The organism is Schnuerera sp. xch1 (genome assembly GCF_019931165.1).
Classification (GTDB): domain Bacteria; phylum Bacillota; class Clostridia; order Tissierellales; family Tepidimicrobiaceae; genus JAIOUP01.
Map to the genome: position 1 here is coordinate 80,292 of NZ_JAIOUP010000009.1, position 22,968 is coordinate 103,259.

18 protein-coding genes are annotated in these 22,968 nt (G+C 32.8%); 17 read left to right on the plus strand and 1 reads right to left on the minus strand.

Going from position 1 to position 22,968, the window contains the following annotated elements; genetic code table 11:
* Position 1: 1 nt before the first annotated feature.
* The 5 genes from K8M07_RS07855 to K8M07_RS07875 all read left to right on the plus strand — a co-directional run bounded on the left by K8M07_RS07855 (position 2) and on the right by K8M07_RS07875 (position 5,496).
* Positions 2-1,558: a BCCT family transporter gene (locus K8M07_RS07855; RefSeq protein WP_223377485.1), complete on the plus strand. Its 1,557-nt coding sequence runs from the start codon at positions 2-4 to the stop codon at positions 1,556-1,558.
* A 122-nt stretch (positions 1,559-1,680) separates the two neighbouring features.
* A complete protein-coding gene (hutH, locus tag K8M07_RS07860) occupies positions 1,681-3,222 on the plus strand; it encodes a histidine ammonia-lyase (RefSeq protein WP_223377487.1) in 1,542 nt (513 codons plus the stop codon).
* Between the two features lie 150 nt (positions 3,223-3,372).
* Positions 3,373-3,930: an NTP transferase domain-containing protein gene (locus K8M07_RS07865; RefSeq protein WP_223377488.1), complete on the plus strand. Its 558-nt coding sequence runs from the start codon at positions 3,373-3,375 to the stop codon at positions 3,928-3,930.
* 379 nt (positions 3,931-4,309) lie between these two features.
* A complete protein-coding gene (locus K8M07_RS07870) occupies positions 4,310-5,140 on the plus strand; it encodes an XdhC family protein (protein ID WP_223377490.1) in 831 nt (276 codons plus the stop codon).
* An 11-nt stretch (positions 5,141-5,151) separates the two neighbouring features.
* Complete coding sequence (locus K8M07_RS07875; protein WP_223377492.1) at positions 5,152-5,496, plus strand: winged helix-turn-helix domain-containing protein; 345 nt, start codon at positions 5,152-5,154, stop codon at positions 5,494-5,496.
* A 202-nt stretch (positions 5,497-5,698) separates the two neighbouring features.
* On the opposite strand, the gene K8M07_RS07880 is transcribed toward K8M07_RS07875, so the two are convergent.
* Positions 5,699-7,174 carry an amidase family protein gene (locus K8M07_RS07880; RefSeq protein ID WP_223377493.1) on the minus strand — a complete coding sequence of 492 codons (1,476 nt, stop codon included), beginning with the start codon at positions 7,172-7,174 and terminating at the stop codon, positions 5,699-5,701.
* Positions 7,175-7,813: 639 nt separating this feature from the next.
* On the opposite strand from K8M07_RS07880, the gene K8M07_RS07885 reads away from it, so the two are divergent.
* From K8M07_RS07885 to arcC, 12 genes are all read left to right on the plus strand, one after another.
* Positions 7,814-8,671 carry an FAD binding domain-containing protein gene (locus K8M07_RS07885; protein WP_223377495.1) on the plus strand — a complete coding sequence of 286 codons (858 nt, stop codon included), beginning with the start codon at positions 7,814-7,816 and terminating at the stop codon, positions 8,669-8,671.
* A 1-nt stretch (position 8,672) separates the two neighbouring features.
* Positions 8,673-9,206: a (2Fe-2S)-binding protein gene (locus tag K8M07_RS07890; RefSeq protein WP_223377496.1), complete on the plus strand. Its 534-nt coding sequence runs from the start codon at positions 8,673-8,675 to the stop codon at positions 9,204-9,206.
* Complete coding sequence (locus tag K8M07_RS07895; RefSeq protein WP_223377498.1) at positions 9,203-11,566, plus strand: xanthine dehydrogenase family protein molybdopterin-binding subunit; 2,364 nt, start codon at positions 9,203-9,205, stop codon at positions 11,564-11,566. The genes K8M07_RS07890 and K8M07_RS07895 overlap by 4 nt, the downstream gene beginning before the upstream one ends.
* Before the next feature lie 221 nt (positions 11,567-11,787).
* Entirely contained in the window at positions 11,788-12,990 is a 1,203-nt protein-coding gene (locus tag K8M07_RS07900; protein ID WP_223377501.1) for a uracil-xanthine permease family protein, read from the plus strand.
* Positions 12,991-13,580: 590 nt separating this feature from the next.
* Positions 13,581-15,269, plus strand: coding sequence for a PucR family transcriptional regulator (locus K8M07_RS07905; protein ID WP_223377503.1), 1,689 nt, complete (start codon positions 13,581-13,583; stop codon positions 15,267-15,269).
* An 81-nt stretch (positions 15,270-15,350) separates the two neighbouring features.
* Positions 15,351-16,361: a DUF2877 domain-containing protein gene (locus K8M07_RS07910; RefSeq protein ID WP_223377513.1), complete on the plus strand. Its 1,011-nt coding sequence runs from the start codon at positions 15,351-15,353 to the stop codon at positions 16,359-16,361.
* A 13-nt stretch (positions 16,362-16,374) separates the two neighbouring features.
* A complete protein-coding gene (fdrA, locus tag K8M07_RS07915; protein WP_223377515.1) occupies positions 16,375-17,934 on the plus strand; it encodes an acyl-CoA synthetase FdrA in 1,560 nt (519 codons plus the stop codon).
* Between the two features lie 17 nt (positions 17,935-17,951).
* Positions 17,952-18,128, plus strand: a complete 177-nt coding sequence (locus K8M07_RS07920; RefSeq protein WP_223377517.1) for a hypothetical protein — start codon at positions 17,952-17,954, stop codon at positions 18,126-18,128.
* A 26-nt stretch (positions 18,129-18,154) separates the two neighbouring features.
* The gene (locus tag K8M07_RS07925; RefSeq protein WP_223377519.1) at positions 18,155-19,417 is read left to right on the plus strand and encodes a DUF1116 domain-containing protein; all 1,263 of its coding nucleotides are present in this window, start codon (positions 18,155-18,157) and stop codon (positions 19,415-19,417) included.
* 320 nt (positions 19,418-19,737) lie between these two features.
* Positions 19,738-20,538: a cyclase family protein gene (locus K8M07_RS07930; RefSeq protein ID WP_223377521.1), complete on the plus strand. Its 801-nt coding sequence runs from the start codon at positions 19,738-19,740 to the stop codon at positions 20,536-20,538.
* Positions 20,539-20,687: 149 nt separating this feature from the next.
* On the plus strand, positions 20,688-21,875 hold the full coding sequence (locus K8M07_RS07935; protein ID WP_223377523.1) for a CaiB/BaiF CoA transferase family protein: 1,188 nt from the start codon (positions 20,688-20,690) through the stop codon (positions 21,873-21,875).
* Between the two features lie 46 nt (positions 21,876-21,921).
* On the plus strand, positions 21,922-22,860 hold the full coding sequence (gene arcC / locus K8M07_RS07940; RefSeq protein WP_223377525.1) for a carbamate kinase: 939 nt from the start codon (positions 21,922-21,924) through the stop codon (positions 22,858-22,860).
* Positions 22,861-22,968: the final 108 nt, after the last annotated feature.

Below are 22,968 nucleotides of genomic sequence, written 5' to 3' on the forward strand. Positions count from 1 at the left end.
TATGGAATCAAAAATTAAAGTTAAAAAAAATATACGCATGGGTGTATTTCTTCCAGCATTTATATTTATTGCTGGAGCGGCAATATTAGGAATAGTAAGCAATGAAGCACTAGCAAATTCTGCTTGGGCTTTCTTCGATTGGTCTTTACAATCCTTCGGATGGCTATACCAGATTGCTAGTATTGTTGGTCTACTAGTTGTATTGATTATTATGTTTTCGAAACTAGGCAAAATTCGTATAGGTGGAAAGGATGCTGAACCTAAGTACAAATTCTGGACTTGGTTTGCTATGACCTTAACTGGAGGAGTGGCAACCGGGATTGTAACATGGGGAGTTAATGAGCCTCTAATATATTATGGTAATGTTTGGGGAGAATTAGATGCTTTAGGGATTGAACCTTTTACTGCTGAAGCAGCAAGGTTTGCAATGGGAAGAAGTTTTTATAACTGGACTATTATTCCATATGCAATGTATGCCTTATGTGGACTAGCAGTTGCTTATGTTTACTTTAATAAAAAGGATAAACTTAATGTAACTGCAACATTAAAACCTTTATTTGGGGAAAGAATCACTAAAGGGTTATGGGGAGGCCTTATTGATACATTATCAATGTTAGCAATAGCACTTGGTTTAACTTCAGGTTTAACAATGTGTATAACACTTGTAACAAGTGGATTACATTATTCCTATGGAGTAGAAAAGACATTTACACTCTTCTTGTTAGTTGGTATAGCTATTATCTTTTTATATACATTTTCTACATATATAGGAATAGATAAAGGTATGAAAAAGCTAGCCAGCCTTAATGCTTATTTCTATTATGGATTACTTTTTTTATTAATTATAATAGGTCCAAAATTATTTATGATTAGAACTTCTGTAGCTGGAATAGCTGAATGGCTTGATAATTTTTGGTTATGGGGGTTAGATCCTATTGACATAGGTGGTGTTCCGTTAACACAATCATGGACTCTGTTTGACTGGGCTTGTTGGATAGCATATGCACCAGTTACAGGAATATTTTTAGCTATGATTTCGCGTGGTAGAACTATAAGAGAATTTCTAATGGCAAATTTAGTCCTACCAGCTGTATTTGGTATGTTATGGTTTGGAGTATGGGGTGGTTCAGCATTAGGAATGCAAGTAGCAGGACAAGCGGATTTAGTAAATACGATAGCTACTAACGATGCTATTTCTGCTCTATGGCAATTTATAGAAAGCCTTCCATTTGGATTAGGAACTATTATTGTACCAGTCAATTTGTTTATTATTGTAGTTTCTTTTGTAACCTGTGCTGATGCGACATCTACTGATATTGCATCTATGTGTTTAAAAGATGTTCCAATAGGAACTGAACCACCAGCTTATTTAAAAGTTTTATGGGGTGCTACTATAGGAATAATTGCAATAATCATGGCAGCCTTTGGAGGACAGGAACAAGGAGTCGAAGGAGTTAAAGCATTGGCAACGGCAGGAGGTTTTGTAGTATTATTCATATTCATTTTACAGATAGCTTCTGTAATCAAGATGTTTTTTATAGATAAGATTGAAGAGTAAATATACATTTCAAACCAAAACCTAGAAGAATTCTTCTAGGTTTTGGTTAAATAAGAAGAATTTTAATAGTCTAGTCTAAGGGCTAATTATATCGGTAATACAATACAAGGGGGCAAGAATTTATGGATGATTCTAAAAAGTATAAAAAATCTATACTTGGAAATTACTTAACATTGGATTCATTTATGGACATCGTAAGACAAAAGAAACCAGTAGAGCTTTCAAATGAGTACATATCTAGAGTTAATAATTCAAGAAGTCTGGTAGACAAATGGATTGAACAAGATAAGGTAATGTATGGAATAACTACTGGTTTTGGTGTAAATAGTACTAAAACCATATCGCAAAATGATGTGATTAAATTACAGGAGAATATTTTAATAACCCATGCAACTTCTGTTGGACAACTCATGACCGAAGAAGAAGTACGTGCAATAATGTTAATGATACTTCAAAATGCTGGAATGGGCTATAGTGGAATAAGAATTGAAACTTTAGATAGATATAAAGAGTTTTTAAATAAGAATATCATCCCCTATGTTCCCAAAGAAGGGTCAGTAGGGTATTTATCTCCTGAAGCCCATATTGCTTTATCAGTAATTGGTAAGGGCAAGGTTATCAAGAATGGTCAGGTTATAAGTTGTGAGAGGGTATTTAAGCAAAATAACTTAGATAAATATAAATTGTCGTATAAAGAGGGTTTGATTTTAATTTCTGGAACTACAAGTGTTACTGGATTAGCTGCTATTGCTTTATTTGATATAATTAAAGCTGTAAAGATTGCAGACATAATTGGAGCGATGACTTTAGAAGTATCTAAAGGAACTCTTAGAGCTTTTGATGAAAGGTTGATGAAAGTTAGACCGCATAAACAACAGTATGATACAGCAAAAAATATAAGAAAAATATTGGAAGATTCTGAAATAGCAAAGAAATATTACAACTATCGTCTACAGGATGCATTGTCTATACGATGCATACCACAATTACATGGTGCTTCTAAGAAAACGCTATATGATGCATTACGAACGTTAGAAATAGAAATGAATAGCTGTACTGATAATCCAATTATTTGGAGACACGGTGAAGATGGAGAAGCTATTTCAGGTGGAAATCCAGATTCAGCTTATATAGGAATAGAAATGGATTCTGTTTGTATTGCTGCAACTATGGTAGCAAAAATGTCTGAGAGGAGAAACAATAGATTAATAGATGGAAATTTATCTGAAAATCCCTGGTTTTTAGTTGATAATCCTGGTTTGAATTCGGGGTTGATGATACCTCAATATACTCAGGCAGGTTTATTAAATGATATGAAAATATTATCAACATCATCTGTGATTGATAATATACCGACTTGTGGCAACCAAGAGGATTATGTAGCTATGGGATATAATGCTTCAAAGAAGGCACTTGCTATTGCAGAAAAGCTGGAATATATTTTAGCGATTGAGTTATTATCAGCTTATCAATCATATAGGTATTTGGATAATAATCTTAGAAAAAGTGTAGTTACTCAGGCCATTATCGATGAGATATCAAAAACTGTTCCTATTATGGAAGATGATATTTACTTGTATCCTCATATAGAAAAATTAAGATCATTAATACATGATGGAGTAATTTTAAATATAGCTGAAAAAGTTGTAGGTGAAATTTTATAAAGAGGTGATTATAAGATGACATTTCAATAATAGATAATAAATGTATGATAAAATATATATATAAATATAACGGATATTGAGAGGGTATTTTGGAAATAGTATTTTGATATTAAATACGCATTTAACAAAAAATATTTTAGGAGAATTAATATGATAATAGGAATAATACAAGCTTCTGGATTTTCGAGGAGAATGAATAAGGACAAGCTTCTGATGAGTATAGATGGAATTCCAATGATTGAAAAGGTTATCAGAAGTTGTAAACTTTCATCTCTTGACGATTTAATTATGGTATATAGAAGGGAGGAAGTAGGAAGAATTGGAGAAAGATGTGGGATTAAAACAGTTTATAATCCTAATGCTCATTTAGGTCAATCAGAAGCTTTAAAAGTAGGAATAAGAGAGGCAGAAAATGCTGATGCGTATATGTTTTTGGTGGGAGATCAACCCTTTATAAATAGCGAGCTAATTGATAGATTGATATTTGCATATAGAAATAACGATGCATCTATAATAGTTCCTTATTTTAATGGTAAAAATGGCACACCTACAATTTTTTCATCCAAGTATAAGGAAAAATTATTAACTATTAAAGGCGATAAGGGAGGAAGAGATATTATACGAAATAATTTTTCTCTAGTAAAGAGAGTTCATATAGATAACCCAAGATTAGGTATTGATATAGATACATTAGAAGATCTGAAGTAGTTGTATAATAAAATGATGGATAGACATGAATTATCAAAATGATAATGGTTTTTGTTCAGTTTTTTTGGAAGTCTATAAAACAAAGGATAAGGCGTTTATCATAATGGTAAATATATTTTTCATAATGATAAATTTAATTATATTTTTACAATTTAATAGTGTCATATTACTGTTTATAAATTGAGAAATATTAAGTTTAAGAATTATCGGAAGGTTTCCATAATATTTTCAATAAAATTTATCTTATGTTAATAAGCTATTGAATTGGGAACATTTCATTTAGTAATAGGATATATTTGCGAGTTGGGTGGCATGTAAATTGCAATCATAATAAAGGTAACAGTTGATAATTGTGGAAAAAGAAAGGAGGCATTAATAAATGCATGGAGACAGAATGATTTTATCAAAGCTTAATGAATATATGAATAAAAGCAAACCTGTTGCAACAGTGACTATTGTAAACACTGATGGATCCACGCCAAGAGGAATTGGAAGTACCATGTTAATCGATGAAAAAGGCAATCTATTAGAAGGGACTATCGGTGGTGGTGTTTTAGAGGAAAAAGCTAAAAAAGATGCAGCTAAATGTATAAAGAATAATAAGAGTCTATTAATTGACTATGATCTTAACCATTCTTCAAAAGATGGAAATGTACTTCCTATGGCATGTGGTGGTAAGGTTAGTATATTTATAAAAATCTATAATTCTGAGGAAAAGTTAATTATTGCAGGAGCAGGACATGTTGCCGAGAAAGTAGCTAAAATGGCAAATATACTTGGTTATTCTATTACAGTTTTGGATGATAGAAAGGAAAGATTAAACACTCGACTATTTCCCGATGTAGATAATCTTGTATTTGGGAATATTGTAGAGAACTTGAAAAATATTGATATTAATGTAAATACCTTAATTATAATAGTTACTCATGGTCACAAATATGATCAAGATTGTTTAGAGACAGTAATAAAATCTGACGCTAAATATATTGGTGTAATAGGAAGTAAGAACAAGGTTAAAACTTGCTTTAACAATCTTTTAAGAAAAGGGTATTCAGAGGAAGAATTATCAAAGGTTTATACACCAATAGGAATAGATTTAGGTGGAGAAACTCCAGAAGAAATAGCACTATCTATTATGGCAGAGATTCAAGCAATAAAATATGATAAAAAAGTACCTCACTTATCTGATGATAGAATAGGATTTGACTAATTTTATTAGGAGTGAAAGATTTGAAATTAGAAAGCAGATTTTGGATTGCTCATGATGGGAAAAAGGTATTTGGGAGAGGCCCGTGTATATTGTTAAAAACAGTAGATAGATTAGGAAGTTTAAATAAGGCAGCAAAGGAATTAAATATGTCTTATAGCAAAGCTTGGATAATTATAAAAAGGGCGGAAAAAATGCTAGGATATCCACTTTTAAGAACAGAAACGGGTGGTGCAAATGGAGGTGGATCTTATTTAACCTCCAAGGGAGAAGTTTTAACAAGAGTTTATGAAGAATTCTCTAGAGAATCAGAAAAATGTATGGAAGAACTTTATAAAAAGTATTTTGATGATATCTAATATTTTTTGACGTCGTTATATTAACGAAAGAATAACGAAGGAGAGGGACTACTGTGAAGATTGCAGGGACTGGGGTATTTTCCCTAAAAATCAATTAACACTATTCTTTTTAGAAAAATAGATTCATATTTTTAATGTGGATAAAATAGCAGATTAGAAAAATTCCAATCTGCTATTTCTTGTTAATAGTTTTGATACCCTTTTATAAATATGGAGCTTTACGATATTTAGTTGCATTTTCAAATCCATATGCAATTTCAAATAGTGTAGGTTCACTCCATTCCCTACCTAAGATTTCTAATCCTACTGGAATTCCTATTGGTGCTGTTGACGTTGGTTTTGTAAATCCGGCTGGAACTACACAAGAAGGAAAACCTGTTACAGAACCTATAACTCCATTTCTATCCACTTGAACCTCTCCTACCTTAACTATTGGTCGTTTTTGATGAGGATAAACCATAGCATCTAAATCGTATTTTGCCAAAATTTGCATTATGAAATCTCTAAGTTTCTTTCTTTTGATAAGACGTTCATTATATTCAGGCGTATTAATATCTAAGGTTTCAGCAACCTTTATATTATTCTCTATACCCTTATGGTATTTTCCCGATGCGATTATGTCGGAAAGAGAATTTACCTTTGCCATAGATCCTAGCTTTTCTAAATATAGATTCAAATGAGCTTTGAGGTCATAAAGATGAACACTTACTTCATTGACTAATTGATCTGTATCTAAATTTTCTTTGATATCTATTAAAAAGGCTCCATTTTTTTTCATATCTTCCAAACTATTATATATAACTTCATTTACTTCCTCATGTATTTCTTCATTTCCAAAAAAACTTTTCAAAATTCCAATTCGCTTTCCTTTTAAACCTTCTTTATTTAAAAATCTAGTATAAGTTTCGGGGATACGTCCGATAGACCATGCTGTAGCTGGATCAGCAGTATCATAGCCTACAATGACATCCAATACCTTGGCTGTGTCCTCTACTGTACGCATAATAGGACCTGCTGTATCCTGAGTTAAAGAATAAGGTATAATACCATTTCTACTTACCAAACCAATAGTTGGCCTAAATCCTACTAAACTGCAAGCTGATGCTGGTGAGCGTATTGAATTAATAGTGTCTGTCCCTATGCCTATTATTCCAAAATTTGCAGCTATTCCAGCAGCAGTTCCCCCACTTGAACCTCCTGGCGTCCTAGTAAAATCATAAGGATTTAACGTTTGTCCTAATATAGAACTTATAGTTTCGCCCCATACTGCAAATTCATGCAAGTTTACCTTTGCAATTATAATAGCTCCTGCTTTCTTTAATTTTCGGGTAATAAAAGCATCTTTCTTAGGAATTACCCCTTCTAAACTAAGAGAACCTGCAGTAGTTGGCATATCCTCTGTATTAATGTTATCCTTTAACAATACAGGTATCCCATGCAAGCTTCCTGTTAATCCTGATTTTTCAAATTGCTTATCTAACTTATCTGCTACTTCTAATGCATTCGGATTGACCATAATTACAGAATTAAGTCCAGGTTCCTCCTTATCATAATCTTTAATTCGTTTTATGTACATCTTTACTAGTTGACGACAAGTTAGTTCTCCCTTCTCCATTGTAAAGTGGACTGATGCAATAGTTGCTTCTTCTAAATGAAAATTTTTATTTTCTTTGTTCATATTAATCACCTACCTTATAGACATTTATTGTCTTTATCGCCTTAATCATTATACTATATTTACACTACTAATCTTTTGACAAATTTTTTACCTTTTAAAGCTATAAATTTAGTCTTAACTACCAATGATTGCATTGCACATCATTCTCTACTTGAAAAATCATATTATTTGTATTGAAATCTAAAGTAAGCTTCAATTAATTTATACTGGATTGTTTTCAGGATAACTAAGATAAATTTATAAATCAACTTTTTCATATAATAGTTGTTTTAAGTAAAGAACATATATAATAAAACTAGGAAAGTGAATTTTATGATATGAAAACAAAAAATTACAAGAACTTCAAAAATTATTTAATGAAGAGAAAATATATTTTTCATTATTAAATTTAAAATTATTTTAGATTGTCTTTATGAAATATTACTAAAATTAAGAGACAAATTAGTTAAAATTTATAATATTCTGACATATAGATTTTTGTTATAATGTCAACAAGAATAGATTCGTATTGGTGAAAAACGTTTTCATAGAATGTCAAGGGATATTTTTATATTAATTTATAGATTTCAATCTTTAATCCCATGTTTCAACTTTAGAATATTATATTATCCAAACAAAAAATATTTAGGGGGGGTAGTTTTGCTAAGTAAGTTTGCTTATTACAAACCGGAAAGTTTAGAAGAGGCGTTATCTTATTTAGAAAAAAATCCAAGAACTAGGATATTAGCTGGAGGCACGGATATAATGCTCTTACTTCGTAGAAATGTGGAGATATGCGAACATCTATTAAATATTAAGGGAATACCAGAAGCAAATACTATGTCATATACGCCAAATGAGGGTTTATTCATTGGTGCAGCAATTACAGTTAATGAAATATGTGAGGATGTTGGAATTCGTAAAAGATACCCTTCATTAAGTGGGGCAGCTGATAATTTGGCATCTTATCAAATTAGGAATCGTGCAACTGTGGTAGGAAATATCTGCAATGCTTCACCTGGTGCAGATTTAGCAGCTCCATTGCTTGTATATGATGCAAAGGTTCATATTGCTTCTACGGAAGGAAATAGAATTGTAGAAATTAATGAATTTTTTGCAGGAGTCAAGAAAACAGTTCTTAAAGAAAATGAAATAGTAACGGGTGTATTTATTCCAGATGTAGAACTAGGAGATAATAGTGTATATTTAAGAAAATCTCGCATTAAGGGACATGATCTATGTAATGTAGGACTAGCTCTACGTTTAACTCCGGAGAAAAGACTGTTAATGGCCATAGCAGCAGTGTCCACAACGCCTTTACGCCTTACTGAACTGGAGAAATCAGTAGAAGGTAAGGAAATAACCCCAGAATTAGCCGATTGGATAGTAGAAGAAATCAAAAAATATATGAATCCTAGGCCTAATAGTGTACGTTCCTCAGCAGAATATCGATACCATATAGCTGGTGTATTAATTAAGAGGGGGTTAAAAAAACTTTTAGAGAAGGAGGCTAATTAATATGTGTAATCACAACAGAAAGAAGGATTGCTTTGAATATGTTGACTCACAATTGCCTCGTGTGCCGCTGGAACTAGTAGTAAATGGTGAAAAGGTTTATGAATTAATAGATCCTACTATGACACTTTTAGACTTTTTGCGCAACAACTTAAAACTTTTTGGCACAAAAGAAGGATGTGGCGAAGGAGAATGTGGTGCCTGTACTGTTATTATGAATAATAAAACTGTAAATTCGTGTTTAGTATTAGCTGTTGAAGCACAAGAGGCAGATATACTTACAATTGAAGGCCTATCAAAAGGTGGAGAACTTTCTATTTTACAACAAGAGTTTATCAAACATGATGCTTTACAATGTGGATTTTGTACACCAGGAATGTTAATGTCTGCCAGAGCTTTATTAGATAGAAATCCAGATCCAACAGTTGAGAAGATCAAAGAAGGAATATCAGGCAATTTCTGTCGTTGTACTGGTTATCAATCTGTTATTGATGCAGTCCTATCTGCGGCAAAACGGGAAAGGGAGGAGTTAAGATGATGGATAAAAAAGAATTTAGGCATATTGGTAAGCCTTTAGATAGGGTAGACGCTTTAGAAAAAGTAACGGGAAAGCCTATTTATGTTCACGATATGGAGCTACCAGGAATGCTTTATGCAAAGGTTCTACACTCACCATATGCTCGAGCAAAAATCAAATCTATTGACACTTCTGCTGCAGAAGTGCTTTCAGGAGTTAAAGCTATTTTAACAGGAAAAGACACTTCTCATAAAATTGGATTATATTTAGTAGATAAACGAATAATAGCAAGGGATATAACAAGATATCAAGGTGAAGTAGTTGCAGCTGTTGCGGCTGTTGATGAAGCTACAGCAGAACGTGCAATCTCTTTAATTAAAGTTGAATATGAAGAGCTACCTGCAGTATTAACCATTGACGATGCTTTAGAAGGAGAGATATTAGTTCATGAAGATATTAATGAATTGGATGGAGGGGGAGTATTTTTTCCACAAAAAGATTCAAATATTGCTAGTTGGAACAAGACAATAGTAGGTGATGTTGAAAAAGCCTTTGAAGAAGCTGATCTAGTTGTTGAAAGTAAAATGTATTTACCTGCAGCAGCTCATACTCCTTTAGAAACTCATGTTGCAATCGCAGAAGCCGATCCTTATTCAGATAAAATTAAAATTTGGACATCAGCTCAATCGCCCTTTGCAGTAAGACAATTAATGGCTAAATCCTTTGGAATATCTGAAGCAGCTATACAAGTAATTGTACCTAGTATAGGTGGAGGATTTGGTGGAAAAGCAGGAGTACATCTTGAACCATTGATAACTTTGCTTTCAAAAGCTTGTAATGGACGACCAGTTAAATTGAAAGCTACTCGTAGGGAAGAATTTAACCAATTACCAACGAGAGCAGCCATGCGAAGCAGAATTAAAACAGGCGTGATGAAGGACGGAAAAATTACTGCCCTTAAGGTGTATTATGATTGGGATAGTGGCGCTTATGCAGATTATGGTGCAAACGTTGGAAGGACTGCTATTTATTCTGGAGCAGGTCCTTATGAAATCCCCAATGTTGAAATACATTCCCGTACCTTATATACAAATAAAGTATTTAGCACAGCTTATAGAGGCTTCGGCCATCTAGAAACCCATTGGATAATAGAAAGACAGATGGATATTATTGCTCAAAAGTTAGGAATGGATCCCTATGATTTCCGTATGAAAAATGTATTAAAACCTGGTAAACGTACTATAAGTGGAGAAATAATTACAGAATCTACTGGAAGTCCCTCAGACTGCTTAAAGGCAGTTGTAGAAGAAATCGATTGGGCTGGCTATCAGAGCGATGAAGAGCGTAATAGACAGTTAAAAACTGGAAAAGTTAGAGGGAAGGGATTTGCCCTTTTACATAAAGCACCTTCTATGCCAACTAACACTGCTACTTCCGTGATAATGCAAATGGATGGAGACGGAAAGGTTAAGGTATTAATAGGTGCAATAGATATGGGACAAGGTGCCAATACGGTAGTAGCTCAAATTGTAGCAGAAGTACTAGATATACCAATAGAAGATGTTGAAGTAGTATGGGGAGCTGATACTGATAAGCATCCATATGATTGGCAAACTGTTGCTTCCAAATTCACCCTAATGGGTGGAAATGCTGTAATAAGAGCTGCCAATGATATGCTTGGTCAAATGAAAGAGGTAGCAGCTCAAGTATTCAGATGTAATGTTGATAAACTAAGACATAAGGATAGTCATATTTATCATGTTCATCACATGGACAAAAGTTTGCCATATAGTAAATTAGCTAGAGGTTATGTCTATGAAGATGGTAGTGCCATTGGTGGAATAGTAATTGGCCGTGGCTCCTATATTGCTGATGGATTGACCAACCTCGATCCAGAAACTGGTCAAGGATTGCCAGCTTTATCTTGGACCTATGGTGCTCATGGAGTTGATTTAGAAGTAGATGTGGAAACTGGTGACATTCACATATTTAAAATAGCATCAGCCTTTGATGTAGGGCGGGTCATTAATAGAAAATTGATCGATGGTCAAATAAAAGGAGGAGTAGTGCAAGGATTAGGTTCAGCTATATTTGAAGGATATATATTCAATGAAGATGGTCAAGTAATGAATCCATCATTTACAGATTATAAAATTCCTACAGCTATGGATATCCCAGATGAAATGGTATCAATATTCATAGAAAACCCTGAATTTGATGGACCTTTTGGTGCTCGTGGAGTAGCAGAACATCCTATGATTTCTGTTCCTTCTGTGATAGGTAATGCTCTTTATGATGCTTTAGGTATTAATTTCTATGAATTACCATTATCTCCGGAAAATGTTGCCCTGACTATTGTAAATAATACACAGAAGTATTAACTATCATAATAGGAAATGATTCCATTAGTATCCGCTACAGCCAATGCACTGGATATAAGAATTTATCAAATACCATTGGCTCTCGAAAGAGTATTTGAAGTTCTAAAAGAGAAAAAGAACTTCAAATACATACTTAATTACAACCTAGGTTGTAACTAAGCGGTGTACTTATAGCACAGTTAAATAATCTGTACTAAAATAAATGAAAGGAGTGTTATAAAATGGCAGAAGTTAAGATGCAAGAGCCTATTAGAGATGCTATGAAGCTTTCAAAAGGGAAGGCATTGGTTTTAGGGTTGCAGCATGCATTTACGATGTTTGGGGCTACAATTTTAGTGCCAATTCTTACTGGTTTAGACGTCTCAGTATCACTGTTTATGGCAGGAGTATGTACTTTACTTTTCCATTTTATTACCAAGATGAAGGTTCCAGTATTTTTAGGTTCATCCTTTGCTTTTGTTGGACCCATATTGGCAGCTGCCGCAGTAGCTGGAACTGATAGTCTTGCATATGCAAGAGGAGGTATAGTAGTAGCAGGATTACTTTATTGTATTATAGCTTTTCTTATTTACAAATTTGGCGTAGATAAAGTGGTTAGCTTTTTCCCACCTATTGTAACAGGGCCTATAATAATGGTAATAGGAATTACTCTTGCACCTACAGCTATTAATATGGCTGCAGAAAATTGGTTTTTAGCAATAGTTGCATTTATTGTGGTTTTAATTGTAAATATGTATGCAAAAGGTTTTTTACAAATTATACCTGTAATAACTGGTTTGGTAATAGGATATATAGTAGCAATGGTAACTGGAAATGTTGACTATACACCTATAATTGAAGCATCTTGGTTAGGTTTACCTAATTTTGAGATAGCTAAATTCAGCTGGGAAACAATTATTATAGTCGCCCCAATTGCATTGGCTACAACAGTTGAACATATTGGAGCTGTTATAGCAGTAGGTGCTACTATAGAAGATGACTTTTTAGAAAATCCAGGTTTACATAGAACTATGATTGGAGATGGAATAGGTACTTCCCTTTCAGCTTTGTTTGGAGGACCAGCCAATACAACATACTCAGAAAATACTGGGGTATTAGCACTAACTAAGGTATGGGATCCTGTAGTTATGAGAATAGCAGCTGGTTTTGCAATTATACTAGGTGGAGTTCCTAAGCTGGCAGCGATGATTAGTACTATTCCGTCAGCAATTATTGGTGGCATATCAATAATTTTATTTGGAATGATAGCTGCAGTTGGTGCAAGAACCCTCATAGAGAACCAGGTAGATTTTAAAAAGTCGAAAAATCTGTTAATAGCTGCTACTATTCTAATATTAGGATTTGGTGGTGAGGCTGTACCTGGTGGTATGGCATTAGCGGCAATAGTTAGTATAGTATTAAGTAAAGTTTTACCTGAAAAATAACATAGCCTTAAATTAATAAAGTAGATTAAAATAGAGTTTTGCTTCTAAATTATAGTATTCTATAGGAATAACAGGATATGAAATGAAGAAATTTTAAATTAATACAATCCAATTATATGCTAATTATATATAATGTGGCTAAGACCCTTAATTTAAGAGATAGTTAGGGTATAGAAGAAGGAAACCTTGCAGTTTCATAGTTTTAAATTTAGATGATTTTTGTAATGAACTTAACCGGAAAAAAGGAGTATTATGCAACTTTAGCAAAGGGAGATTAATAGCTAAAGCATCACCAGCCAAAAAATGTTCTATTTGAGTGAGTAAATTCACCCCCTGATATTGGAATAGGGGGTGAATAATATTCAATAATGAGTAGATTTTAAGAAACACATAATAGTTAGCAAAGTTGTCAAATAGAATAGTTTGCAATAAAGTTTTTTTATAGTATGGAGGGGTATATACGACATAATTATTAAAATCACAAAGATTATTAATGAAAGTATTCAAAGAAACTTTTAATTAATGACCTATCTTATAATTATAAAAATATTGTATTTTCCCCTATATAATATTATTGGTGAGGTGATATTTTGCATAAATATTCAGGTATTACAGTAAAAGAGCTGTTAAATATCGGATCAATGAAAAATGCTAAGGTTTTAACTGGAGAAAAAGGATTAGATAGAAAGATAACTAAACTAAATATAATGGAAGTGCCAGATATTATAAATTGGGTAGAAGAAGGTGAATTTTTATTAACTACGGCTTATAATATGAAGGATAATGTAGAGCAGCAGTTAATGAATTTGATATTACAGTTAGATGAGAAGGGGTTGGCTGGCTTAGGAATAAAGACAAGGCGATATATAGATGAGATTCCCAACAGTTGTTTAGATGTGGCTCAGAGACTTAAGTTTCCTTTAGTAGAAATACCTTATAAAATTTCATATTCTACTATTTTAACTGAAGCATTAACAGAGATCGTTAATGCCAACACTAATACTCTCCATAGGATAGATAATATTCAAAACAGGCTTATAAATGTAATGTTAGATGGGGGAAGTTTAAAAGAAATAGCTATAGCGATACATAGTAGTGTTGGTGAAAATTCAATTGCTATACAAGAATATTTTTTTCAAACTAATGTAATATTGTGCGATGACGATAAAAGAAAACATGTAGAAACCATTATTGAAGCAGAAAGCTTAAAAAGAAAGAAAGTTAAGGAAAAACATGACTATGAAAATATTTGTGTAAATAATATAGACGTATTAGGAAAAGAAAAAGTAAAAAGATACAATATTCCTATTTATTCAGAAAACATGGTATATGGCTGTATATTTATATGGGAAGATAAAAAGCCTTTATCACCTGTAGAACTAACAGTAATAGAGGCCTCCACATCTATAATAGCATTAGATATTTATAAGAAGGTTTCTATGTTTGAAGCAGAAAGTAAGCATAAAATTGAATTCTTTGACGATTTATTTTCAGGTAGTAAAAATGGACATAAAAGGGTTATAGAAAGAGCTGATTATTTTAAGTTTGATATTAATCAAAGCTATTCGGTTATAAATATAGCTATACACGATGACAATGTATATGAAGAGTATGACCTAAACAATGCGAATCAAATTAAACAATTGAAAGTTAGATTGTTTAATATTATAGAAAGAATTAGCAAGAATAGGGAGCAAAATGTAATATGTGCAATTAAAAGTAATAGCATTATAATTTTATTCGGTTCTAGTCCAGATAAAAAGGAAGGGAAAATCAAACAGGATATTAAATATTTTTGTGAAGAAATTTTAAGATATGCTGAATATGAGTGTTTTAACCAGGATATTTATATTGGAATTGGAAGAAATTATAGGGATATACGAGAGATTTGGAAAAGTTACAAAGAAGCTAATAGGGCTGTAGAGTATCAAAAAAAAGGTTCTAATAAAAAAATAAATTATTATGATGAGCTAGGAATTTATAGAATTTTATCGTTTGAGGGCTTAGAATTAGAGTTAGATCAATTTTATATAGAAATGTTAGAGCCTTTAGTAAATTATGATAAAAGAAAAGGCACGGATTTAGTATTAACATTAATCAAATACTTTGAAAGCGAAGGAAATTTAAAAAAGGTATCAGAGCAATTATTTATTCATTACAATACTGTTGTTTATAGACTGCAAAGGATAAAGGAGATTACAGGAATGGATTTGGATAATTACAACGATAGACTTAATCTCCAAATATCTTTAAAAATACTTGAAATGTATAGAAATTAAAACTTTAAAACATGAAGAAAAATATAGTTTATCTAGTGACTGTTCACAAAAACGCAGACTGATATTTGTAAAAGGTAGATGATGAAACTAGAAGTTAAAAATGGTACCATTAACGTAGAGGCTAGTAAATCTTTATTATTTAGAGGATTTGATTTTATGAACAGTTTAATGATTTGCAATACTCTATATAAAAAGATACTAAAAGGAGGTTTGAAGGGAAATATCCATTCTGTTTTTAATAGCAGCTTTAATGTTCTAGATCAAAATCATCAACTTGTTTCATTTTTAAATTCTAAAAAACCAATGTCACCAAATTCTATAAAAATAGATAATGATATATCATTTCTAAGTCTAGGAATTGAACCAAAATTGGAACTTCAATTTTTTCAATCTTTTGCTTTGATTGAAGGTTTAAATATTAAAATTACTTATGATAAAGTTAATTTTTGGGATAAAAATCCAGTGTTGACTTTTACTAAAGATTCTAAAGAAAACGTTTTTAGAAAGCTAAGAATAATGAGTAAATTACTAATAGAAAATGGGAAAACTGAGGGGATTCTTCCGCTTTTAAGTACTCTACAGGGAAAAATAAAAGGATTAGATTTATTTTTAAATAGCAAGACTAATTTAAATAAAAGGGAAAAGTTTATTAAAGAAAGATTTTTAAAGTTTCTTGACAATTATATAAGAGAAGATATTGATAATCTTTCCTTATATGCAAAAGACATAGTAGGTTTTGGGAGAGGGCTTACTCCTGCAATGGATGATTTTTTATGTGGGATTATGGTTTCTCGCATATACCTATCTAGCTATTTAGATCATGATATGGAAAGAAATTACAAAGTAAATAGAGCTATTGTTGAGATGATTAAAAACAAGACAACAATAGTTAGTGAAGAAATGCTTAACTATTCTTCGCTAGGAGAAACAAATGAAGATATTAGACGGCTAATGCTTTCATTTTTAGGAGAAGATCCGTTTTACTATTTTGTTAAGAATGTGAAAAATGTGGTTAAGATTGGAGAAACGTCTGGAACAGATATACTTTCAGGGATTTATATAGGGTCTTCTATCTTGCTTAAATGGATTTAGGAGGTGTAATTTAATGGGTAAAATAAAATTTGAGATAAAAAAGAACACTTATTATGATTCTGTTACACTAATGCTAATCTCAAAGGAAGTAGAAAAAACAAATGGAGTCCACGAAGCATTGGTAGGCATGGGAACAGATTTGAATAAGGAATTAGCGCGAAATCTTGGGATAATAAGTGATGAAATTGAAAATATTGGACCAAATGATTTTTTTGTAGCTGTACTAGCAGATGATGAAGTTAAAATTGAAAAAATAGTCGAGAAAGTAAACAAATTACTTAGTCAAAAGAAAGAGAATGCTGGCTCTGATTATATGCCACCAACGTTAAATTCTGCTTTAAGGCATAATCCAGAATCCAATATTGTACTAATATCGGTTGCAGGAGAATATGCTACTGAGGAAGCAAGAAGAGCCCTTAATAATAATTTACATGTTATGCTTTTTAGCGATAATGTGTCTTTAGAAGATGAAAAAGAGCTTAAAGAGCTGGCATGCGAAAAAGGCTTACTGATGATGGGGCCAGATTGTGGAACAGCAATTATAAATAATGTACCGTTAGCTTTTGCAAATGTAATTAAAAAAGGAAATATAGGAATAGTTGGAGCATCAGGCACAGGGATACAGGAGATAACAGTTGCTATAGACAAACTAGGGGAAGGTGTGTCTCAGGTAATAGGTACTGGTGGCAGGGATTTACACAAAGAAATTGGTGGGCTTATGATGTTACAGGGGATAGAAGCTCTAAAAGGGGATTCCCAAACAAAAGTTATAGTATTAGTCTCAAAACCGCCATCTGATGAAATAGCAGAGAAAGTAATAAAATCTACTAAAGATACATCTAAGCCGATAGTCATAAATTTTGTAGGTGGAGATAACGCGATTATAGAAAAATATGGTGCATATGTTGGCGTTTCATTAGAGGATACTGCACGAAAGGCAGTCGCACTTTTAAAAGGAGAAAAAATTGACGATTTTAATGGATTTAATAAGTCTATCGAAAAAATACATAAGATAGTAAGTGATGAAGTTGGAAAATTAACTGCAAACCAGAAATATTTAAGAGGATTATATACAGGTGGAACTTTAGCTGATGAGGCTATGCAAATACTTAGAGGAAGTATAGGTGAAATATATTCAAATATTCCTCTTAGCCCTAAATATAGGCTTAAGGATTTAAAGACTAGTCGAGAACATACATGTATAGATTTTGGAGAAGACGAGTTTACAGTGGGAAGGCCACACCCAATGATAGATCCTTCAATTAGAGCTGAGCGGTTAGTAAAAGAGGGGGAAGACGAAGAGGTGGCAGTAATACTGATGGATTTTATTTTAGGATATGGAGTTCATAAAGATCCTGTAGGCGAAATGATTCCTGCAATAATTGAAGCTAAGGGAAATATGAAGAAAAAGGACAGGCATCTTTCTATTATAGCTTCAATCTGTGGTACTGAGAATGATCCACAAGGCTTGAGAGAATCACAAAAAAGATTAGAGGAAGCAGGAGTAATAGTCATGCCTTCAAATGCTCAAGCTGTACGATTAGCAGGGCTCATTCTCAGTAAAGGTAAATAGATGTGGAGGGTATAAAAATGACAAAGACAAAGATAAATGAACTTTTTGACAAAGAGCTTAAAATTATAAACATTGGATTGGAAACATTTTATAGAGATTTAAAAAACCAAGAGCATCCTGTGATACATGTAGACTGGCGTCCCACTGCTGGTGGCAATAAGAAAATGGAATCTTTTTTGTCAAAATTACAATAAAAAATATATGAAAGGAAGTTGAGAAAATGATAGGTGAAAAGATTCAACAGGCTAATAAAGAAGCTGTTAGAAGATTGTTAAATGCTCAACCAACTATAGTTGGCATGGGAATAGCAGGTAAAGATATACCAGGAATGACAAAGAATACTGTACTACATGCAGGACCGCCTATTACATGGGATAAAATGAGTGGACCACTAAGAGGAGCAGTTATTGGTGGACTTATTTATGAGGGTCTAGCATCAAATGAAGAAGAAGCAATAGCTTTAGTTGAATCAGGGGAAATAACTTTTGACTCCTGTCATCATCATAACGCTGTAGGGCCAATGGCTGGAGTTACAACCTACTCAATGCCAGTATGGATAATTCAAAATAAAACTTATGGTAATTTTGCTTATTGCACTCTAAATGAGGGGTTAGGGAAAGTTCTTCGTTATGGTGCGTATAGTGAAGAAGTAATAATTAAGCTTAAATGGATGGAAACTGTACTTGCTCCAGTATTAAAAGCTACATTAGAACTTTCAGGAGAAATCGATTTAAAACCTATGATAGCTCAAGTTCTTCAAATGGGTGATGAAGGACATAATAGAAATACAGCTGGCACATCATTACTTATAAGAGAATTAGCATCATACCTCGTACAAACTGATTTCTCAACTGATGATAAAGTTGATGTATTAAAATTTATGCATAGTAATGATCACTTTTTCTTAAATATAACCATGCCTTCTGCCAAATGTTCATTGGATCCATTGGAGGATATAAGATATAGCACAATAGTTTATACAATGGCTAGAAATGGTACTGAATTCGGTATTAGAGTTGCGGGACTAGGTAATAGATGGTTTACTGCCCCCGCGGAGATAGTAGATGGATTATACTTCCCAGGTTATTCCTTAGAAGATGCAAATCCAGATATTGGGGATAGTGTTATAACAGAAACATCTGGAATAGGTGGATTCGCTATGGCATCTGCTATACCAATAGTACAGTTTGTTGGTGGTACTCCACAAGATGCTATAAATTATTCAAAAACTATGTATGAGATAACTGAAGCGGAAAACAATACCTATAAGATACCAGTACTTGATTTTAGGGGTACAGCTACAGGTATAGATATAAGAAAAGTTGTAGAAACTAGTATATTGCCAATAATCAATACGGGTATTGCACACAAAGAACCAGGAATAGGACAAATTGGAGCAGGATTAGTTCGTCCACCGATGAAATGCTTTGAGGATGCATTAGAGGCATTTGTAAATAGACTTGAAAAAGAAGGAAATTTATAATAATAAATTATCTAATTCCTATAGAAGAACATTATAATCATAATATTTTGCGTTTCTAATAATAGGACCTTTAGTATGTGAAATTAAAAGATATATAACAAAAAATATAAAGTTTTAATCATGTTTAACAGATTTCTAAATTAAGGTTTTCATTTTGGGGTGTTCCTCCTTTTTATAAATTTAAGTTTTTTAGCTCACTAAAATCATATCAAAAAGAAAAGGAGACAGCCAAATTAAGATAAGGTATTTAAAAATTAAAGTTTGGGTGTCAAAATATATCTTTATATTGACACTACGTAAAATTTAAGGGGGAGTTAAGTATGAATATTTTTGAACAATGGGAAAATGTCAAGATGTATGATTTAACTCAAACAATTAGTCATTTATCACCACCTTGGCCAACCTATGAGCCATTACAAATTAAATTCTTTAAAAGGTTAGCACCAAATGGTGCAAATGGGCAGTTGATAACTACTTCTAACCATGTTGGAACTCATTTGGATGGTCCCATGCATTTTGATACTTCTGGAAGAGATATTGCATCACTAGAACTTGAAAAATTAGTTGGCCCAGGAGTTATAGTAGACATATCAGATATAGCTGAAGATTATAGTATTTATACTCCAGAAGATATTATGAAAAGAGTCGAAGTTAAAAAGGGTGATATATTAATAATTAATACAGGGTACCATAAATATGGATATGATCAGCCAGAAGCAGATGAAAGAAGATATATGCTTAGGCATCCAGGTCCGTCAATGGATTTTGTTGACTGGGTAAAAGAAATGGAAATTAAGTGGATTGGTGTCGATTGTGGTTCAGCAGACCACCCAATGAATACTAAGATTCGTGATTGGGAACCAGGAGAAGCAAAATTAGCAGATAAATACTTAAAAGAAAAATATGGTAAAGACTTAAATGAAATATATCCATGGCCAGATGTTTATCAAGCAATGCATGTGCAAGTATTTCCACAACCACATGAAATAATTCATGCAGAAAATTTAGGTGGAGATATAGATAAAGTTCTTAATAAACGTATGATAATTGGATGCTTCCCATGGAGATTTGTTGGTGGAGAATCGTCAATCTGTCGTATAGTAGCATTTGATACTGAGTAATAAAAGAGAAAAAGTATTAAACAATTACCTACCTTAAGGTAGGTAATTGTTTAACTCATGTTAAAAAGAGCCAGAAGATTATATTTCAATGCTAAAAATATAGAAATAGCACAATATAAATTTGTTCATGTTACATGAGGAGGAATTTAATGAAAACATCGTTAGAGAATATAAAAGTGCTTGATCTTACTAGAGTTTTAGCGGGCCCTTTTGCAACTATGGTATTGGGAGATTTAGGGGCGGATATAATAAAAATAGAAATGCCAATTAAAGGTGACGATGCAAGGCACTTTGGTCCCTATATAAGCGATGAAAGTGCTTATTTTATTAGCCTTAATAGAAATAAGAGAAGTATGACTTTAAATTTAAAGGTTGAAAAGGGAAAAGAATTATTTTTAGAGATGATTAGAAATGTGGATGTTATTGTAGAAAACTATAGACCAGGAACTATGGAGAAGTTAGGCATAGGGTATGAAGCTTTAAAGAAAATAAATCCTAAACTTGTATATGCTGCAGTATCGGGATATGGACATACAGGTCCTTATAGTAAAAGGGCAGCGTATGATGCAGTAGTACAGGCGATGGGCGGAGTGATGAGTATTACTGGAGAGAAAAATGGACGGCCAACAAGAGTGGGGACTTCTATTGGAGATATAACAGCTGGATTATATGTAGTTATAGGAATTTTGGCAGCTCTCAATATTAGAAATGAAACAGGGAGAGGACAAAAAGTTGATGTAGCAATGCTAGATTGTCAGGTTGCAATTCTTGAAAATGCCATAGCTCGTTATGTGGTAACTGGTGAAATACCTAAACCTGGTGGGAACAGACATCCATCTATAGTACCTTTTGAAACTTTTGAGACTAAAGATGGAGAAATCATGATTGCTGTAGGAAATAATTCGCTATGGGCAAGCTTTTGTAATGTAATAGGAAAACAAAAGTTAATAGAAGATGTGAGATTTAAAACTAATCGTTTAAGAAATGAAAATTACGATGAGCTAAGGCCTTTAATAGCTAGAGTTATAAAAAAGAAGACAATTAAGGAATGGCAGGAGATACTGGATGATGCAGGAGTCCCTAATGGACCTATAAATACAATAGATAAGGTTTTAGAGGATCCACAAGTGATAGCAAGAGATATGATACAAGAAATAAATCATCCGATATCAGGACAATTAAAAGTGCCAGGGATACCTATAAAACTGAGTGATACTCCGGGGGCGATAAGAAGGGCAGCACCAATTTTAGGTGAGCATAGAAACGAAATATTGAAAGAAATTTTAAGCTATGATGACAATAAGATTGAAGAATTAGAAAAGGAAAATATATTTTAAATATAATAGGCTCTTTCTAGAGCCTGTAACTTTGGAGGAGTATAAATTGGAAAAAGTAGTAGTTGCATTGGGAGGAAACGCTTTGCAGGATGGTGATAGCGATACTACAGCGGAGACCCAGCTAAAAATAATAGAAAGAACCATGAAATGTTTAGTAGATTTAATAAAAGAAGGCTATGATCTAATTATAACCCATGGTAATGGACCTCAGGTTGGAAGAATAGTTATTCAAAATGAAATAGCAAATAAAGTGACTCCAGCTATGCCCCTTGATGTTTGTGGTGCAATGAGTCAGGGAATGATTGGGTATCATATGCAACAAACTTTGAGGTATGAATTGGCAACTAGGGGAATTAAGAAGCCAGTAGTAACAATAATTACACAAGTAGTAGTAGACAAAGAAGATCAAGCTTTTAAAAAAGTAGCGAAACCTATAGGTCCTTTTTATACAAAAGAAGAAGCAAAAGTACTTAAAAAAGAAAAGGGATACAATATAATAGAAGATTCGGGTAGGGGATATAGAAGAGTAGTAGCATCACCACAACCAAAGCGAATAGTAGAAATAGAAACAATAAAAACTTTAATAGATAATAATAATATTGTTATAACGGTAGGTGGTGGTGGAATACCTGTAATTGAAGAAAAAGGGAAAATAAGAGGTGTAGAAGCAGTTATAGATAAAGATTTAGCTTCAGAAATACTTGCAGAAGATATAGATGCAGATACGTTAATTATACTGACTGCAGTAGAGAAGGTGGCTATAAACTTTGGAAAGCCAAATCAAAACGAATTGGATGAGGTAACGGTAGATGAAATGAAAAAATATGTTGCAGAGGGACATTTTGCTCCTGGAAGTATGTTGCCTAAGGTATTAGCGGGAATAAAATTTACAGAATCAAAACCTGGAAGGAAAACTATAATAACATCACTAGATAAAGCTAAAGAAGGCCTTGAAGGTTTAAGAGGAACAATTATAGTTAATTAATTGTCTTATTTTATATCAGGAATATCATATGAGGAGGACCAAAATTGAATGAGAAAATTGAAAATCTCCTAGAAACCAAAAAAAGAATAGAACTTGGTGGCGGAGAAA

Coding starts and splice junctions, on each gene's coding strand:
- hutH (WP_223377487.1), top strand. CDS start 1,681: ATGGATGATTCTAAAAAGTATAAAAAATCTATACTTGGAAATTACTTA.
- K8M07_RS07895 (WP_223377498.1), top strand. CDS start 9,203: ATGATGGATAAAAAAGAATTTAGGCATATTGGTAAGCCTTTAGATAGG.
- K8M07_RS07925 (WP_223377519.1), top strand. CDS start 18,155: ATGATAGGTGAAAAGATTCAACAGGCTAATAAAGAAGCTGTTAGAAGA.
- K8M07_RS07935 (WP_223377523.1), top strand. CDS start 20,688: ATGAAAACATCGTTAGAGAATATAAAAGTGCTTGATCTTACTAGAGTT.
- K8M07_RS07890 (WP_223377496.1), top strand. CDS start 8,673: ATGTGTAATCACAACAGAAAGAAGGATTGCTTTGAATATGTTGACTCA.
- K8M07_RS07910 (WP_223377513.1), top strand. CDS start 15,351: ATGAAACTAGAAGTTAAAAATGGTACCATTAACGTAGAGGCTAGTAAA.
- K8M07_RS07880 (WP_223377493.1), bottom strand. CDS start 7,174: ATGAACAAAGAAAATAAAAATTTTCATTTAGAAGAAGCAACTATTGCA.
- K8M07_RS07920 (WP_223377517.1), top strand. CDS start 17,952: ATGACAAAGACAAAGATAAATGAACTTTTTGACAAAGAGCTTAAAATT.
- K8M07_RS07900 (WP_223377501.1), top strand. CDS start 11,788: ATGGCAGAAGTTAAGATGCAAGAGCCTATTAGAGATGCTATGAAGCTT.
- K8M07_RS07870 (WP_223377490.1), top strand. CDS start 4,310: ATGCATGGAGACAGAATGATTTTATCAAAGCTTAATGAATATATGAAT.
- fdrA (WP_223377515.1), top strand. CDS start 16,375: ATGGGTAAAATAAAATTTGAGATAAAAAAGAACACTTATTATGATTCT.
- K8M07_RS07855 (WP_223377485.1), top strand. CDS start 2: ATGGAATCAAAAATTAAAGTTAAAAAAAATATACGCATGGGTGTATTT.
- K8M07_RS07930 (WP_223377521.1), top strand. CDS start 19,738: ATGAATATTTTTGAACAATGGGAAAATGTCAAGATGTATGATTTAACT.
- K8M07_RS07865 (WP_223377488.1), top strand. CDS start 3,373: ATGATAATAGGAATAATACAAGCTTCTGGATTTTCGAGGAGAATGAAT.